Origin of the sequence: Pseudomonas zanjanensis (assembly GCF_014268745.2) — a bacterium.
Classification (GTDB): domain Bacteria; phylum Pseudomonadota; class Gammaproteobacteria; order Pseudomonadales; family Pseudomonadaceae; genus Aquipseudomonas; species Aquipseudomonas zanjanensis.
In genome coordinates, this window is sequence record NZ_JABWRB020000001.1 from 1,806,771 (window position 1) to 1,822,268 (window position 15,498).

16 protein-coding genes are annotated in these 15,498 nt (G+C 60.4%); 5 read left to right on the top strand and 11 right to left on the bottom strand.

The features are described 5' to 3' along the window. Nucleotides 1-21: 21 nt before the first annotated feature. From fapF to HU715_RS07610, 9 genes are all read right to left on the bottom strand, one after another. On the bottom strand, nucleotides 22-1,302 hold the full coding sequence (gene fapF / locus HU715_RS07570; protein WP_186707657.1) for a fibril amyloid transporter FapF: 1,281 nt from the start codon (nucleotides 1,300-1,302) through the stop codon (nucleotides 22-24). 46 nt (nucleotides 1,303-1,348) lie between these two features. Continuing rightward, on the bottom strand, nucleotides 1,349-2,095 hold the full coding sequence (gene fapE, locus HU715_RS07575; RefSeq protein WP_186707658.1) for a fibril amyloid subunit FapE: 747 nt from the start codon (nucleotides 2,093-2,095) through the stop codon (nucleotides 1,349-1,351). Between the two features lie 58 nt (nucleotides 2,096-2,153). Then, nucleotides 2,154-2,834: a fibril amyloid maturation endopeptidase FapD gene (gene fapD / locus HU715_RS07580; protein WP_186707659.1), complete on the bottom strand. Its 681-nt coding sequence runs from the start codon at nucleotides 2,832-2,834 to the stop codon at nucleotides 2,154-2,156. A 235-nt stretch (nucleotides 2,835-3,069) separates the two neighbouring features. Then, the gene (gene fapC / locus HU715_RS07585; protein WP_186707660.1) at nucleotides 3,070-4,041 is read right to left on the bottom strand and encodes an amyloid-like fimbrin subunit FapC; all 972 of its coding nucleotides are present in this window, start codon (nucleotides 4,039-4,041) and stop codon (nucleotides 3,070-3,072) included. A gap of 62 nt (nucleotides 4,042-4,103) precedes the next feature. After that, nucleotides 4,104-4,697: a fibril amyloid subunit FapB gene (gene fapB / locus HU715_RS07590; protein WP_186707661.1), complete on the bottom strand. Its 594-nt coding sequence runs from the start codon at nucleotides 4,695-4,697 to the stop codon at nucleotides 4,104-4,106. Nucleotide 4,698: 1 nt separating this feature from the next. Next, on the bottom strand, nucleotides 4,699-5,145 hold the full coding sequence (gene fapA / locus HU715_RS07595; RefSeq protein ID WP_186707662.1) for a functional amyloid chaperone FapA: 447 nt from the start codon (nucleotides 5,143-5,145) through the stop codon (nucleotides 4,699-4,701). A gap of 310 nt (nucleotides 5,146-5,455) precedes the next feature. Further along, nucleotides 5,456-5,980, bottom strand: a complete 525-nt coding sequence (locus tag HU715_RS07600) for an AAA family ATPase (protein WP_186707674.1) — start codon at nucleotides 5,978-5,980, stop codon at nucleotides 5,456-5,458. Beyond that, the gene (pnuC, locus tag HU715_RS07605) at nucleotides 5,977-6,540 is read right to left on the bottom strand and encodes a nicotinamide riboside transporter PnuC (RefSeq protein ID WP_186707663.1); all 564 of its coding nucleotides are present in this window, start codon (nucleotides 6,538-6,540) and stop codon (nucleotides 5,977-5,979) included. The genes HU715_RS07600 and pnuC overlap by 4 nt, the downstream gene beginning before the upstream one ends. Before the next feature lie 260 nt (nucleotides 6,541-6,800). After that, nucleotides 6,801-8,435, bottom strand: a complete 1,635-nt coding sequence (locus tag HU715_RS07610) for a methyl-accepting chemotaxis protein (RefSeq protein WP_186707664.1) — start codon at nucleotides 8,433-8,435, stop codon at nucleotides 6,801-6,803. 273 nt (nucleotides 8,436-8,708) lie between these two features. Between HU715_RS07610 and HU715_RS07615 the strand changes: the two genes are divergently transcribed. Beyond that, nucleotides 8,709-9,539, top strand: a complete 831-nt coding sequence (locus HU715_RS07615; protein ID WP_186707665.1) for an undecaprenyl-diphosphate phosphatase — start codon at nucleotides 8,709-8,711, stop codon at nucleotides 9,537-9,539. Further along, a complete protein-coding gene (locus HU715_RS07620) occupies nucleotides 9,536-9,955 on the top strand; it encodes a DUF1294 domain-containing protein (protein WP_186707666.1) in 420 nt (139 codons plus the stop codon). Before HU715_RS07615 ends, HU715_RS07620 begins: the two co-directional genes overlap by 4 nt. A gap of 4 nt (nucleotides 9,956-9,959) precedes the next feature. On the opposite strand, the gene HU715_RS07625 is transcribed toward HU715_RS07620, so the two are convergent. Together HU715_RS07625 and HU715_RS07630 are read right to left on the bottom strand one after the other, a co-directional pair. Beyond that, on the bottom strand, nucleotides 9,960-10,310 hold the full coding sequence (locus HU715_RS07625) for an MmcQ/YjbR family DNA-binding protein (protein ID WP_186707667.1): 351 nt from the start codon (nucleotides 10,308-10,310) through the stop codon (nucleotides 9,960-9,962). After that, complete coding sequence (locus tag HU715_RS07630) at nucleotides 10,307-11,215, bottom strand: LysR substrate-binding domain-containing protein (RefSeq protein WP_186707668.1); 909 nt, start codon at nucleotides 11,213-11,215, stop codon at nucleotides 10,307-10,309. The genes HU715_RS07625 and HU715_RS07630 overlap by 4 nt, the downstream gene beginning before the upstream one ends. Before the next feature lie 129 nt (nucleotides 11,216-11,344). Here HU715_RS07630 and HU715_RS07635 point away from each other — a divergent pair, with 129 nt between their 5' ends. From HU715_RS07635 to HU715_RS07645, 3 genes are all read left to right on the top strand, one after another. Beyond that, nucleotides 11,345-11,953 (top strand): FMN-dependent NADH-azoreductase, encoded by a 609-nt coding sequence (locus HU715_RS07635; RefSeq protein ID WP_186707669.1) that lies wholly within the window; start codon nucleotides 11,345-11,347, stop codon nucleotides 11,951-11,953. A gap of 183 nt (nucleotides 11,954-12,136) precedes the next feature. Continuing rightward, complete coding sequence (locus tag HU715_RS07640) at nucleotides 12,137-13,174, top strand: alpha/beta hydrolase family protein (protein WP_186707670.1); 1,038 nt, start codon at nucleotides 12,137-12,139, stop codon at nucleotides 13,172-13,174. A gap of 686 nt (nucleotides 13,175-13,860) precedes the next feature. Further along, nucleotides 13,861-15,291 carry an IS1182 family transposase gene (locus tag HU715_RS07645; protein ID WP_186710878.1) on the top strand — a complete coding sequence of 477 codons (1,431 nt, stop codon included), beginning with the start codon at nucleotides 13,861-13,863 and terminating at the stop codon, nucleotides 15,289-15,291. Nucleotides 15,292-15,498 lie beyond the last annotated feature (207 nt).

A 15,498-nucleotide genomic window follows, 5' to 3' on the forward strand; every position in this document is an offset into this window, starting at 1 on the left:
CATCACATACCCTTAAGGACATCAGAAGTAATACGGGAATTTTAAGCTAAAGGTGAAATCCGGCGCATCGTCCGTCAGCCCGATGGACAGGTTCGGCACGATGGTCAGGTTGTCGGACGCAGCGACGGTCATGCCGATATTGAAGTAACCGGCGTTGGCGTCGCTGGAGGTCACCGATTCCCAGTCGCCGCCGTCCTGCTTGAGCTTGCTTTTCTTCTGGATCAGGTCGGAGACTGAGAACGACATGCTCATCTTCTCGTTCAACGCAAAGGCAACGCCCGCGCCGATCTGGAAGCTATCGCCGATCCGCACCTTGCCCGGGGTCTTCTGGTTGACCGTGGAGCTGATGTCGTCGAATGACTCTTCGAGGTTATGGGTGTAGGAAAGGCTGCCGAACAGGACGGCTGGGTCGAAGGTCTTGACCAGCGAGAGCCCGGGCGTGATCGACCAGACGCCGTTGCCGGTGGGCAAGTCGTCAGGCACGAACAGGTTGGTGTTGGCCTGGGATTGGCGCAGCTTGATACCAAACGGATCCTTGCCGGTGGGGGCCTTGACCCGCAGGGTGACCACCGCGTCCGGAGAGTTGATCGACTCATCCATGAACTTGTAGGCGATGCCGAAATTGACGTCGCCGATGGTCGGGTCGCGGGTCACGGTTTCTTCGCTGGTGACCCCGGCCGCACCGTTGTTCGCGCCGCCTGACTGGTAGGTGGATTCGCGGTAGACCACCGGCACGTTGAGGTCGAACTGCCAGCGATTGTCGAAGTTGTAGCGACCGGTAAGGTCCAGCGTCCAGGTGTCGGCCTTGATTCGGTCGAGGTTGATGTTGCCCAGGAAAATCGAATCCAGGGCCAGGAAGCCGTTGAGGATCAGTTGCCGCGTGTCATAGCGCGAATAGGTCACGCCGGTCTCGAAACTGAACTTGCCGCCGCCAAAGAAGCCGCTGGCCTCGTCATAGAGGTTGGAGACACTTTGGGCCGGCTGGGAATCGTCGGCCAGGGATTGCCCATAGCCGCTGCCGCCCGCTGTTGTCGCAGCACCGCCGGCGGTCTGGTTGCCTTTCATGTCGGCCGGGGATTTGGCCAGGCGCTTGGGTTGTGGCGCGGCGGGTTGGTCCTCTACTTGGCGAACCCGCTGCTCGAGCACCGCCAGGGCCTTTTGCTGGACCTCGTATCGTTGCTTGAGCTCTAGAAGCTGCTGTTTCAGGGCTTCTATTTCGGCATCCGGGGCCGCCTGTAACACGGCCGCCGGGAATAACGTGCTTAAACACATCACAGCGCGCAACGATACGGATCGATACATGAAATATGCCGTCCCTATTTGCCCAATGATCGGAAACCAGCGTAGTTCAATAACCGAGGTTACGGAGGCCGCGCAGTTGGGTCAGGTTGCAGTCCAATGCGCCGGCACTGGGGCCGTTGTTGTTCAGCACCACGTTGAGCTGCGTCATGTTGTTGACCAGGTTGCTGTTGCCCAACAGGCGAGTGTTTTGCAGCAAGCCGCCCTGGGCCACTTGTTGCAAGGTGCCGCCCTGGTTGTGGCTGGCCTGGATCGCCATCTGCACGCCGTTGCCGGTGGCAGTGACCGCGACGCTGCCGGCGGCATTGCTGCCGCTGATGGTCTGGCCCTTGGTCAACAGTTGGCCTTGGGAGGGGACAAGCGCGGGCGCCTGGCTGCTCTCCTTCACATTGATGTTGACGCTGTTGTAGGCCGTGTTGCCGTCGCCGGCGGCACGCACGCTCTGGGTCACGCCCTGGCCCGTGCCAAGGCCGGCGCCACCGGTAATGTTGCCGCTGCCCTGTTCCGGGACGCTGCCGTTACCGGTTTGCTTGATGGTGGAGACATAGAACTCGGGTTTCACGGTGGCGGCTTGGATTTGCATGGTGCTGCTGGCGCCGATCAGGTCGCCGCTGGCGTTGCGCCAGGTACTGCTCATGACGATGCCGAAGCTGATGACGCGGCCGGGCATGACATAACGACCGCGCAGCTCGGCGAGCTCCTGGTCCTTGACCTCGATGGGTTTGAAACCGGCATGGGCATAGCCCGAGGCGGTCGCGAGCAGGCAGGCCAGCGACAGCCAGTGTGAAGTTTTCATGTGCTGCTCCCGGAGCGTCCTGCTCCTTTTTGTACTTATTGTTGGCAGTGGTCGGCGATTAGAAAAAGTCGCTCTGTATGAAGCCGAAATCCATCAATTCCGCATCCCTGACCGGGTTGAAACCGTCCAGCTTGTTACGGGCCGTCAGCGGTTGAGGAGGGCTGCGTAGGGCATTGGTCTTGTCATAGCCCGGGCCGACGATCGCGAAGACGATGCCGTTCCAGCCTTTGACGAACTCATCGTGGGAATAGCGTTTGTGCCCCAGCACCGGGTCGCCGATGTAGACCCATTGCTTGTCGGCTCGCTGCAATACCACGAAGTGCTTGTAGCCGCGTATTTCCATCAGGACCACCACCGGGATCGTCACCGCTTCGAGTTTCTCCGGCGGTATCCGGTAGCCTCGGGCACGCATGCCGATGGTTTCCACGTAGCGCTTCATGTCCAGCATGGAAAAGCCCTGGGTGCGAACCAGGTCATGGTCGGCATTGACCAGCATGCCTTTGATGACGTGCTCTTCATCGACGTCGAGCCAATAGGCTTGGCGTAGCACCGTCGCCAGGGCGGCGGCGCCGCAACTGAAGTCGGTTTTCTGTTCGACGATGTCGCTGAACTTGCGCTCGCGTACGCTTTGCACCGGTTTGTAGACCAGCATGCCGCCAGGCAGGGCGGCGACCGGCATCTGCGCCGCTTCGGCCATACAGGCCAGGCAGAGCAACAGGGAAACGGCAGTGACACGCATGATCAATACGCCTGATGGACATCCGGGAAAAAAGCCCCGTTTCCCAGCTGCACCGTTCGTCTAGAGCATTGAAATGAGTCCGTGGCGAGGGAGCTTGCTCCCGCTGGGCTGCGGAGCGGCCCCAAGTTTTTGCGGTTGCTGCGCAACCGAGCGGGAGCAAGCTCCCTCGCCACAAGATTCATCCAAACCCTAGGGAAACAGCATTGCTGTTGCCGGGGCTCCGTTTCACCCGCGCTTACATGCAAGCCTTGCAGCCAGCCGCGATGGACAGCGAGTTGCTTTGCTGGTTGCCCACGCCCGCCGACACGTTGGCGCCGCCGTTACCGGAGAAGCCGTTCATGGAGTTGGTCATGGTGGCGTTGTTGATCACAGGGTTTTTCCAACCGTCGCGGGTCAGCACCTGCTGGGTGTTGCTGCCGGCCAGTTCGAAAGTCCCCACGGCGGAGAACTTGAACTTGTCGTCATCGTGGCCGCCGCCGTAGCCACCTTTGTTGCCCCAGCCGCCGTCGTCTTCGACGGTACCGGTGCCTTTGGCCTTGAAGGAGCCGGACGCCTCATAGGAACTGGTGAGGGTAACGACCTCGTTCTTCTTCACGCCTTTGTTGTCGACCACCAGGCCGGTGGACGACTGGTCAGCCGCTGCTGCGGCCTGGGCGACCCGACCGCCCGACACCGCGATAGCCAGGTTGTTTTTCTGCTGGTTGAAGTTGCCGGCGGTCACGTTGATGCCGATGTTGCCGGAGCCGCTGTTGCCCGCGTTGGTGAGCGAGGCGTTGTTTTGCGCGGAGTTGTTTTTCACATAGTTGTTGTTATTGACCTGAGTGGCGCTGGATGCGGCCACCGCGCTACCGAAGATGAAGCTTTCGTCGGCGGTGGCCAATGCGGCGGCGTTGTCTTGCTGGTTGCCATCGCCGGCGGCGATGTTGGCGCCCATGTTGCCGTTGCTGCCATTGAGCGAGTCAGTGGCCTCGGCGGTGTTTCGGGTCGCCTGGTTGGTCACAACGTTGCTGTCGCTATTTTGCACATCCAGCACCGTGGCCCCAGCGCCGGCGCTGATGGAGAGCAATTGTTCCAGCGTTGGCCCTTTGGGACCATGGTTGCCATGGCCGTTGCCATGGCCGTTGCCGTTTCCGTCAGCCTGTGCAGCCATTGCCATGACAGCGGCGAGAGCGAAAACCAATGGTTTGAGTGCCATTGTAGGTTTCATGGTGTTTCTCCTTGCGTGTCGTTGGTTAAGTGTTGGTACTTTCTTATGCCCACTGCGCCGGATCAGTCAGCGACCCGGATGCTCAGGGTGTTAGCCATGCGGTTCCCCACCCCGGCACTCTGGTTCACCTGAATCACCCCTCGGCTGCCGGTGAAGGCCTGGTCGCTGGTAACGACCTGGCGACTGCCGGTTGGGGCGCCAGTTGCGCCTGAGTTCGGTAGCAACGCCACGTTCTGTTGGGACAGGGCGCTGTCGTCAATGCTCTGCGGATGGGCACTGATGCCCACCCGCATGACATTGGCCATCTGGTTGTTGGCCCCGGCGGACTGGTTCACGCCCAGCACGCCGTTGCCGTTGGTAAAGGAGTGGCCACCGATACGGGCGGTGGCGTTCATGGAGGGGTTGGCCTGGGTGTCGACGCTTTGCTGTACGCGGGTGCTGGCCTGGGCGTGGCTGCCAATGGCAATGGCCCGAGTGTTGGTTTGCTGGATTTGGTCGCCGGCCGCCTGGTTGACGTTGAAGTTGCCGGTGTACTGGCTGCCGGAATCCTGCAGGTTGGCGTTGCTGACCACCGCCACGCCCGAATCGGCAAATACCGTGAAAGAACTGAGCAGGGACAGCATGACCAGGGCGAGTAGAAACAGGACGGGTTTCATGTCACTGACCTCCCGCCAATCGACCCAGCGGGGCCAGGCCGGAACTCAGCGAGCGGTTGATGGTGCCAGAGATCGCTCCGCCGCTGCCGCCACCGTGGCCGGCATTCATGCCCGGCATGCCGTTGGGGTTGGTGACCACGTTCAGGCCCTGCACGCCGGTATTGGGGGTGACGATGTTGCGGATCGACGAACCGCTGGCCACGCTGGCGAATTCGCCATCGCTCAGTTCGGTGCTATTGGTCGCCTGGTTGATGCGTTCGGAGGGATTGGCATTGACGGTGGTCGGGTAGGGGTCTTTGCCACCGTTGCGACCGATTGCGATGGGTTGCACGTCACGGTTGAGTACGATGACGCCGTTGCCCTCGGCCTGCGCGGGCAGGCTGAACGTTGCGCCGGCGGCGCAGCCGATGAATAGCAGGCAGGTCATACCCCTGTCGAACATCCCCATGGCATCGATTCCTTCTTCGGTACGCTGGCCCTAGTCAGCGTTGCGAAGTGGGGAAGAGCAGGTGTTGTGCCGGGTTTTGAATTACCTGTGAATTCAATGAGTTGAGTTCAGGCGCGCGCAGCGGGGGAAGAAACCTGTTTCAGCGCTGAGACAACGCACAGGATGGCCAACCGGCTGCACGCTGTTCCAGGGCTCTGGATCCAGGTTTTTGGGTGGGTGTTTCAGTGACTTGACAGTCTTGATGACAATCATCTGAAACGATGTTGGATCCGGGTTTGCCGCGAGCGTGATGTTTCAAACGTGAGACAAATCATCCTGCGGTCAGTTGGGCGACGGCCGCGAACACTTGCCGCTGGCGTTGCGCCCAGTTGCCCCGAATGATCTGGAACGGTTGCCGATGTCGACTCAGCCACGCCTCGATGGCGTCGAAAAAAGCCAGTCGTTCTGCCAGCTCGGGTTGGCAACGCAAACCGTCGCCAGTCCATTCGACCTGCTCGGGGCTCAACAGCAGCTGCAAGTCGTAATGACGGGCCAGCAACGCCGGTTCGAGCCAGTCCGGGCAGTCACCAAAAAGGGTCTGGCTCCAGAGGATGTTGCTCAACAGGTGGGTGTCGAGGATCAATAGCGAGGGTCGGCGGGCACGTGCCTCGTCTTCCCAGGCCAACTGGCCGGAGGCGATGTCAGTGATGTCCGCCAGGCACGTATCGCGCTGGGTCTGCTCCATGAAATGGCGCACGTACTCGTCCACCCGCACGCCACCAAAATGTGCCTGGAGTTGCGCCGCCAGCCAACTCTTGCCGCTGGATTCCGGGCCGGTCAGGACCACCACCTTCATGCGCGCAGGGCCGGGTCGGCGCGCCATTCCCGCCAGCCTTGCACGGCCAGCAACGTGAACAGGGCGTAGAGCGCGGCGGTCAAGTGCAAGCCCTTGTAGATGAACAGGCCGACGAAGATCACGTCCAGGAGGATCCACAACGGCCAGCATTGCACGCGTTTTTGCGCCATCCACCATTGAGCGACGAGGCTGAAACCGGTGAGCGCGGCATCGAGCCAGGGCTGGGCGGCGTCGGTCCAGTGGGCCATGGCGGCTCCCAACAGCAGGCTGCCCGCCGCGCCGATGGCCAGGCCGAGCAGCACCGACGGCCCACCGAGATGGCTGACCTGACGCCCATCATGATTGTGCCCGGCACGGGTCCATTGCCACCAGCCGTAGAGTTGCAACACTGCGTAGACCACCTGCAGCAGCATGTCCGAGTACAACTTCACTTCGAAAAAAATCCAGCTGTACAGCAACACCATGACCAGGCCGATCGGCCAGCACCAGGGGTTCTGCTTGACGGTCAACCAGACAGCGATCACGCCGAGGGCTGCGGCAAACAGTTCAAGCCCGGACATGGCGGTTCCTTGGGGAAAGAGGAGAGGGCGGCGATTGTAAACGCTATGGCGTGGAGAGCTCCAATACCATTGTTGGTTGAGCCTGTGGCGAGGGAGCTTGCTCCCGCTGGGCTCTGTGGTGACCACCCAACCTGAAAAGACCCACACAGAACCAATGTGGGAGCGGGCTTGCTCGCGAATGCTGTCCTTCAGTCATGCATTTGCTGACTGTTACACCGCATTCGCGAGCAAGCCCGCTCCCACAAGGGGTTCATCAATCCTTAGACCCGGAACTGCTTGAGCAACCCGTTAAGCTGTTCACTCAGCGCCTTCAGGCGGCTGCTTGCCTGGCTGGACTGTTCGGCGGCCATGGCGGTGCTGTGGGACAGTCCGGCGGCCTGGGTGACGTTCTGGTTGATGTCTTCTACCACATGGGCCTGTTGCAGGGTGGCGCTGGCAATGGAGGCGTTCAGGCTGTTGAGGTTGCGCAGGGCCTGGCCGATGGCGTTGAGGCTGGCACCGGCCAGGCCCGCCTGTTCTATGGTCAATTGCGAGGCACGGCTGCTGTCGCCGATGACTTTTACGGCAGCTTCGGAATGGGTTTGCAGGCGCTCGATCATCGACTGGATCTCAGCGGTGGACTTCTGCGTACGCTGGGCCAGCAGCCGCACTTCATCGGCGACCACCGCAAAGCCCCGGCCTTGTTCGCCAGCGCGGGCGGCTTCGATCGCAGCGTTGAGGGCCAGCAGGTTGGTCTGCTCGGCGATGGAGCGGATCACCTCCAGCACGCTGCCAATCTGGGTACTTTCACTGGCCAGGGTGCGAATCACTTCCACCGCCTGGTCGATGGTCTGGGACAGGCGATCGATCTGTTGCAAGCTGCCGTCGATGTTGACCTGGCCTTGCTGGGCCTGGGATTCGGCGTCGCGCATCTCGCTGGCGGCGTGCTCGGCGTTCTTGGCCACGTCCTGCACGCCATACGTCACTTCATTGATCGCTGTGGCCACCAGTTCCATTTGTTGCGACTGCTGCTGGCTGCGTTCCTGGGCTTGAGCCGCGTCGCTGCCCAACTCGTTGGAAGATTGCCCCAGCTCACTGGCAGAAGCCTGCAATTGGCTCACCACTTGGCGCAGTTTGGCGGTAAAGGCGTTGAAATGCCGGGCCAGTTGGGTGACTTCGTCCTGGCCGTGGGTGTCGAGGGTGCGGGTCAGGTCGCTCTCGCCGCTGGCGATGTTGGCCATGGCGTTGACGGTCTCTTGGAGCGGGCGGACGATGCTGCGTACGATCAAGGTCAGCAGGAGACCCATGACCAGAGTGATGGCCAGGCCAATTAACGAAGCCTTGATCACCTGGGACTGGAATTCTGCCTGGACGTCATCCACGTACACGCCGGAACCGATGATCCAGCCCCACGGTTCGAACAGCTTGACGTAGGAAGTCTTGCCGACCGGTGCTTCGGCCCCTGGCTTGGGCCAGAGGTAGTTGATCATGCCGGCGCCCTTGGCCTTGGCGATGGCGACCATCTCGTTGAACAATGCGTAGCCGTTCGGGTCGCGGATCGCCGAGAGGTTTTGGCCTTCAAGCTTCGGGTTGGTCGGGTGCATGACCATGACTGGCGTCAGGTCGTTGATCCAGAAGTAGTCACTCTGGTCATAGCGCAGGCCTCGCACCGCGCTGAGGGCTTGCTTCTGCGCCGCCTCGCGGGTCAGGGTGCCGGCGGTTTCCAGCCCATGGTAGTAGCTCAATACGCCGCTGGCGGTCTGCACCACATGCTGGGTTTTCTGCACCTTGGCCTGATACAGATCCGTGTGGATCTGCTTGAGCATAAAGGCGCCGAGCGTGAACAACATCACGACGGCCACGACCAGGATGAGCCACAAGCGTCGGCTGATCGACACACTGCGCAAGCTATTCATACGCTGTCACTCCGGTTTTTTATTCTTGTCATATCGACGGCCGGCACTGTAACGCCCGGCCGCTATCGGTCATTGACCTGAGTCACAACGCGGCAGCGTTATCAGGGCTTGTCTGATAGGATTTCGGCCCCGCGGCGCAAAACCTGAGCCTGTTCTGATTTTTTCATTGGTTTTTTTTGGATGATCGCAGCTATCGTGCAGCCGCTGCGTGGACCTGTATGACACTTGAATAGCGATAAGACCCGCATGAACAGGGTCTTTTTTGGGGGATGAATGGATTTGTGGACGGCCTTTTCGGCATTGATTCTTGGCGTAGTAGAGGGTTTGACGGAGTTTCTGCCGATTTCCAGCACGGGGCACCAGATCATCGTCGCCGACTTGCTCGAGTTCGGTGGCGAACGTGCAATGGCATTCAACATCATCATCCAGCTCGGCGCGATCCTCGCGGTGGTCTGGGAGTTCCGGCGCAAGATCTTCGACGTGGTGCTGGGCCTGCCGACGCAACCCGGCGCCCGCCGGTTTACCGCCAACCTGCTGATTGCCTTCTTTCCCGCCGTGATACTGGGCGTGTTGTTTGCCGACTGGATCCACCATTACCTGTTCAACCCGGTCACCGTGGCCGCCGCTCTGGTGGTGGGCGGCCTGGTGATGCTCTGGGCCGAAAAGCGCCAGCACCAGGTGCATGCTGAAACGGTGGACGATATTTCCTGGAAGGATGCGTTGAAGGTCGGTCTGGCCCAGTGCATTGCAATGATCCCGGGTACATCCCGTTCCGGTGCGACCATCATCGGGGGCTTGCTCTTCGGGCTGTCACGCAAGACCGCCACCGAGTTTTCGTTCTTCCTGGCGATGCCGACCATGGTCGGTGCGGCCGTGTACTCGGGCTACAAGTACCGTGAGCTGTTCGTGCCGGCGGATTTCCCGGTGTTCGCCATCGGTTTCGTCACGGCGTTCATCTTCGCCATGATCGCGGTCAAGGGCCTGCTACGGTTCATCGCCAGTCACAGCTACGCCGTGTTCGCCTGGTATCGGATTGCGTTCGGCCTGCTGATCCTGGCCACCTGGCAGTTCGGTTGGGTTGACTGGACCGCCGCCAAGCCATGAACGAGTCAGGCACCCGCAAACGCGCTGGGGGCAATGCCGGCGGCGGCGTGCAAAACCTGCGGCTCAAACTGATGGTGTTTGCGCTGGTCTGCGCCTTGCCGCTGTTCGGTTCACTGCTGTTCGGACTACGGGCAGTATCGTGGGTGCCGATGGCGGCCTATGGTGTCGTCAGCCTGGTGGCGTTCCTGCTGTACTGGAGCGACAAGCGCAAGGCCCGCGCCGACGCCTGGCGTATCCCGGAGAACGTGCTGCATGCGCTGGAGCTGGCTGGCGGTTGGCCCGGGGCCTTGCTGGCCCAGCAGTTGTTTCGCCACAAGACCCGCAAAGTATCGTTTCAAGTGGTGTTCTGGTTCATCGTGCTGTTGCACCAGGTGTTCTGGATCGACCAGTTGTTCCTGGGCAGCTCTCTATTTTGAATGGCTAGAGCAACAAGCCCACCTGCGTGCGCTTGGGCAATTTGCTCACGACCAATTGATGTGAGCGTTGCAGCAGGCCACGCAATTCTTCGGCCCCGAGCGGGTAGGGCACCTGCATGATGACCCACTGGGCCCGTGCCAAATAAGGCGCGGGGTGAATGCCCGGCCGGTCGCAGTGACCCAGGAACAGATCCTTGTCGACCTTGAACGCCAACGAGTCGCCCCGCAGGCCTTGGAGGGCGAACATCTTGTTCCCGGCAATGGAAAACACCCGCACGCCGCCCCATTTGTAATCCTCCCTGGCACCGGGCAAGCCCAGGCAAAACCGCGCGACATCCTCTTCGCTCAAATTCATAGTGTTTTTTCTCCACAGCCCTCGAAGACTTCCACCAAATGATCGATCCATGCACGCACCGCCGGCAGCATGCCGCGTCGATGCGGGTAGACGGCTTGTAGCCAGCCATCGGGCAACGACCACCCAGGCAGCAGCTCCACCAGTGTGCCGTCATGCAATTCCTGCTCGCAATACATGCTTGGCAATAATGTGAAACCCAGGCCGGCGAGGGTGCAGGACCGGCGCACGATGAAGTCATCGACGCCCAGGCGGGCTTCCAGGCTCAGTTCGGCCTGCTGCCCATCGGCCTTGACCAGGCGCAGATGCACCAGGCGATCGGCTTCCAGTGCCCCCAGTACCGGCAGCGGCTTGAGATCGTCCGGGGTTTCGATCCGCCGCCCTTCGACGAAGGCCGGGCTGGCGACCAGCATCAGCCGTGCCCGACGCAAACGCCGGGTCATCAACAGCGGGTCTTCGTCCCCCAGGTCGCGCACGCGCAACGCCACGTCGATGCCTTCGCCGATCAGGTCCACCCGCCGGTTGAGCAGGGTCATTTCCAGTTGCACCAAGGGGTATTTCACCAGGAAGGTTTCGATCACCACCGGCAGGAACTGATGGGCCAGGCCCACCGGGCTCGACACCCGCAATCGGCCACGCGGCTCGCTGGACATGCTCGCCACCGCTTCGTCGGCCATCTCGGCCTCCAGCAACATGGCCTGGCAATGGCGCAGATAGCGTTCGCCGACCGCCGTCAGTTTCAACTGGCGGGTGGTGCGCTGGAGCAGGCGAGCACCGAGGCGTTCTTCCAGTTCGGCGATGCGCCGCGACAGCCGGGACTTGGGAATACCCAGCAAGCGTCCGGCGGCCGCGAAACCATCGGCTTCGACGACTTTGGCGAAGTAGTACAAGTCATTGAGGTCTTGCATGTCGAGCTCTATTGTCCTGTCAGTAGGACAAACTATCGCATTTTTGCTGACTTATCGATCATTCGCTTCATCGATAGGATTGTCGCCAATTGATCGCCTGGTTGCGGTCCTCATTTGGAGAGCACTGATATGAAACTGCTGCACATCGATTCGAGCATCCTCGGCGACCACTCCGCTTCCCGCCAATTGAGCCGCGAAGTGGTTGAAGCCTGGAAAGCTGCCGAGCCAGGCATCGCCGTCACCTACCGTGACCTGGCCGCCGACGCGATCAGCCATTTTTCCGCGCAGACGCTGGTTGCCGCCGGTACCAGCGCTGAATTGCGCGACGCTGCGCTGAAGCATGAAGCCGATCTCAGCGCGTCGGCAATGGCCGAGTTCCTGGCGGCTGACGCGGTGGTCATCGCCGCGCCGATGTACAACTTCAGCATTCCGACCCAACTCAAGGCCTGGATCGACCGCATTGCCGTGGCCGGCCAGACGTTCCGCTACACCGAAGCCGGCCCTGAAGGGCTGTGCGGTGGCAAGAAACTGGTGATCGTTTCCACCTCGGGTGGTTTGCATGCCGGCCAACCGAGCGGCGTGGGTCACGAAGACTATCTCAAGTTGGTGTTCGGTTTTCTCGGCATCACTGATATCGAAGTTGTCCGTGCCGAAGGCCTGTCCTACGGTGACGACATGCGTACCAAAGCCCTGAGCGAAGCCACGTTGCAGATCGGCCAGCAGTTCGCCGCTGCGTAAATCCTGCGTAAAGGCAGCAAGCGCTTCGGGCAACCTTCGCAAAACCCTGTATTCTCGTCGTCATTGGATGGCCGGGATGCAGGGTTTTGCTGCATTCGGCGCCGGGGATCTGGCGCAGGTTATGCACGGCCAAGACTGCGAGCGACGGGGCCTTCCCGTGCGCTGGTGAGGGTGGAAAATTCGATGGCACGTTTTGGTGCAGCGTTGCTGCTTTGCTTGTTTGCCAGTTTCGCTTCAGTGCAGGCCGCACCGGGGCCGCATCCGCATTGGAGCGCCGGTTTCCATGAGCTGAATTTTCTTGATCCGCTGGATCAGCAGCCGATGCACGCCATCGCCTTTTATCCGTCCACCGACCGCGAACAATCCAGCCTGCTCGGCGGCTACCAGATCGATGCCGCGCCGGAGGCCCAGATCGCCATCGGCCGTTTTCCACTGTTAATGCTGTCCCATGGCAATACCGGCACCCCATTGGCCCTGCATGACCTCGCCACTTCGTTGGCGCGCAAGGGGTTCGTCGTGGTGGCCGTGATTCATCCCGGCGACAATGTCCAGGACCACAGCCGGCTTGGCACCCTGAGCAACCTGTACGGGCGGCCGATCCAGATTTCCGAAGCCATCACCGCGACGCTCAATGACCCGATGCTCTCGCCGTTCGTCAACGCCGGGCAGGTTGGGGTGATCGGTTATTCGGCGGGTGGCGAAACTGCGCTGATCCTGTCCGGTGCGACGCCGGACCTCAATCGCTTGCGCCGCTATTGCAAGGAGCGGCCAGAGGATCGTGACGCCTGCAACACCCAGGGCGAGTTGATCGCCGACCGCGATGACCTGCAACCCGTGGCCGACCCCAGGGTCCGGGCATTGTTGCTGATGGCGCCGTTGAGCCTGAAGTTCGGCCGTCATACTTTGGCCGATGTCCATGTGCCGGTGCTGCTGTACAGCGGCGATGGCGACAATCTCGTGGCTTTCGACAAGAACGCCGCTGCCTTGGCCCGCAAGCTGCCCACCGCTCCAGATTTCAAGACCCTGGCCGGCGCGGGGCATTTTGTCTTCCTGGCGCCGTGCACCGACGAGCAGATCACCGCGATGCCGGCGCTTTGCACGGATGCCGATGGCGTCGATCGCAAGGACATTCACCGCACCATGATTACCGAGGCCAGCCGCTTTTTCGGCGAGGCCTTGGGTAAGGCGACCCGGGCGGGGATGAAGACGGCTGATCAATAAGGTATTGCTATCCATTTAAGCGTTCCCCGGAATCTGAGCTTCCGTTCCGAGGGGCATGGTTTGTACGTAAGGTTGGTGTGTATATCCGTTTCTGCGGTAACGGCTACTTATGGTTCCGCCCTTACGGCGGGTCACTTTTGAAAAGCGCAAAAGTAACCAAAACGCTCCTGCCCCACCACTCGGTGCCTCGCTAGGGCTCGGCATGCCCTCACTCCGGCATTGCTCCGTGGGCCGCCGCGAAGGGCCATCCATGGCCCAGCGCGGCTATCCCGGCATCCATGCCGGGATGCCCACTCCACAATACCTGCGTTCGGCCATCGTGGTTAACGGGGCGCCCGAGATCAACGTCCTCCCCGAGGCGGCCTGAGAGCCGACCTGGCTCTTCCGGTCGTACACCCATCAGATCTGTGGGAGCAAAGCTTGCTCGCGATAGCGGTGGTTCAGTCACATAGATACTGGATACACGGCTCTTGCTTTGCTTTGCTTTTGGATCTTGATCTTGATCTTGATCTTGATCTTGATCTTGATCTGGACGCCCCATTAAACCACGCTGGCCGAACGCAGGTATTGTGGAGTGGGCACCTCGGCATGGATGCCGAGGTAGCCGCGCTGGGCCCAGAGTGTGTAAAAACTCCGAAGCCAACCCTTGCTATGATTTCCCCAGGACTTCATTGCAAGGGCTGCCCATGAAACGCTTCATCCAAGGTGAACACCGAGATCAAACTACCTTGCTCCCCGAGAGCTTGGACGACTACGTCAGCGATACCAATCCGGTGCGCGTTGTCGATGTCTTCGTGGATGAGCTCGACCTGATCAACTTGGGTTTTGAAAGCGCTGTCCCCGCTAAAACAGGCCGACCGGCTTATCATCCTGCAGTCATGCTGAAGATCTACATCTACGGCTATCTCAACCGTATCCAGTCAAGCCGGCGCCTTGAGCGCGAGGCGCAGCGCAACGTCGAGCTGATGTGGCTGACCGGTCGCCTGATGCCGGATTTCAAGACCATCGCCAACTTCCGCAAAGACAATGGGAAGGCCATTCGAGGAGTCTGTCGGCAGTTCGTCGTGTTGTGTCAACAACTGGGGCTCTTCTCGGAACACTTCGTTGCCATCGATGGCAGTAAATTCAAGGCGGTGAACAACCGCGACCGCAATTTTACCAGCGCCAAGCTGAAGCGTCGGATGGAAGACATCGAGTCAAGCATCGCCCGTTATCTGAAGGCCCTGGATGAGGCTGATCGGGAAGAGCCCAAGTCTTCAGGGCCCAAAGGCGGCCTGGAAGAAAAAATTGCCAAATTAAAGGAACAGATGAAGGCGCTCCAGGCGATTGAAATACAGCTTGAAGCATCGCCGGACAAACAGATCTCGCTGACCGACCCGGACGCGCGCTCGATGATGATGACGAGCGGTCATGGCATCGTGGGCTACAACGTGCAGACAGCAGTCGATACCAAACACCATTTAATCGTCGCGCACGAGGTGACCAATGTCGGTCACGACCGTGATCAGCTTAGCTCGATGGCCCAGCAAGCCCGTGAGGCGATGCAAATCGAATCGTTGTCGGTGGTGGCGGACCGAGGGTATTACAAAAGCGGAGAAATCCTGGCCTGTCACGAGGCAGGAATCACAGCTTATGTGCCGAAAACGCTGAGCTCGCGGGCCAAATTTGATGGCCGCTTCGGCAATGACGAGTTTGTTTACGACGCGGAAAAAAATGTGTACGTCTGCCCCGCCAAGCAAGTGCTGATCTGGCGCAACTTTTACGTCGACAAGGGCAAGAAGCTGGACGTTTACTGGCACTCCAACTGCAGAGCCTGCCCAACAAAGGCGCAATGCACACCGGCCAGAGAGAGAAAGATTCGGCGCTGGGAACACGAGGCGGTACTGGAGGAAATGCAGGCCCGCCTGAACAATGAGCCGCAGATGATGATCATCCGCAAGAGAACGGTCGAGCACCCCTTCGGGACGCTGAAGCAATGGATGGGGGCGACTCATTTTCTGACGCGACGGCTGGCTGGGGTGAGCACCGAAATGAGCTTGAATGTGCTCGCTTACAATTGGAAAAGAGTGATGGAAATCCTAGGTGCGCAAGGTCTGATGAAGGCGCTGACGGCCTGAAAGCCTGCGGTTTTGCCCCGTTAATCAAGCCTACTGAGCCTTGCTAGCGCTTGTAGGGGCCGTTTGGAGGTACAGGAACGCTTTAGGTTTTTATCAGTTGGCCAACACCTGTCGGCACGACGTGCCGACGATGTTTTTATCGGTTTTTACACACTCTGGGCCATGGATGGCCCTTCGCGGCGGCCCACGGAGCAATGCCGGAGTGAG

Excerpts from the sequence above, each read along its gene's own strand:
- HU715_RS07645 (WP_186710878.1), top strand. The coding sequence starts at position 13,861 with ATGAAACGCTTCATCCAAGGTGAACACCGAGATCAAACTACCTTGCTC.
- fapA (WP_186707662.1), bottom strand. The coding sequence starts at position 5,145 with ATGGGGATGTTCGACAGGGGTATGACCTGCCTGCTATTCATCGGCTGC.
- fapC (WP_186707660.1), bottom strand. The coding sequence starts at position 4,041 with ATGAAACCTACAATGGCACTCAAACCATTGGTTTTCGCTCTCGCCGCT.
- HU715_RS07615 (WP_186707665.1), top strand. The coding sequence starts at position 8,709 with ATGGATTTGTGGACGGCCTTTTCGGCATTGATTCTTGGCGTAGTAGAG.
- fapB (WP_186707661.1), bottom strand. The coding sequence starts at position 4,697 with ATGAAACCCGTCCTGTTTCTACTCGCCCTGGTCATGCTGTCCCTGCTC.
- HU715_RS07625 (WP_186707667.1), bottom strand. The coding sequence starts at position 10,310 with ATGAATTTGAGCGAAGAGGATGTCGCGCGGTTTTGCCTGGGCTTGCCC.
- HU715_RS07630 (WP_186707668.1), bottom strand. The coding sequence starts at position 11,215 with ATGCAAGACCTCAATGACTTGTACTACTTCGCCAAAGTCGTCGAAGCC.
- HU715_RS07610 (WP_186707664.1), bottom strand. The coding sequence starts at position 8,435 with ATGAATAGCTTGCGCAGTGTGTCGATCAGCCGACGCTTGTGGCTCATC.
- fapD (WP_186707659.1), bottom strand. The coding sequence starts at position 2,834 with ATGCGTGTCACTGCCGTTTCCCTGTTGCTCTGCCTGGCCTGTATGGCC.
- fapE (WP_186707658.1), bottom strand. The coding sequence starts at position 2,095 with ATGAAAACTTCACACTGGCTGTCGCTGGCCTGCCTGCTCGCGACCGCC.
- HU715_RS07640 (WP_186707670.1), top strand. The coding sequence starts at position 12,137 with ATGGCACGTTTTGGTGCAGCGTTGCTGCTTTGCTTGTTTGCCAGTTTC.
- HU715_RS07620 (WP_186707666.1), top strand. The coding sequence starts at position 9,536 with ATGAACGAGTCAGGCACCCGCAAACGCGCTGGGGGCAATGCCGGCGGC.
- fapF (WP_186707657.1), bottom strand. The coding sequence starts at position 1,302 with ATGTATCGATCCGTATCGTTGCGCGCTGTGATGTGTTTAAGCACGTTA.
- HU715_RS07600 (WP_186707674.1), bottom strand. The coding sequence starts at position 5,980 with ATGAAGGTGGTGGTCCTGACCGGCCCGGAATCCAGCGGCAAGAGTTGG.
- HU715_RS07635 (WP_186707669.1), top strand. The coding sequence starts at position 11,345 with ATGAAACTGCTGCACATCGATTCGAGCATCCTCGGCGACCACTCCGCT.
- pnuC (WP_186707663.1), bottom strand. The coding sequence starts at position 6,540 with ATGTCCGGGCTTGAACTGTTTGCCGCAGCCCTCGGCGTGATCGCTGTC.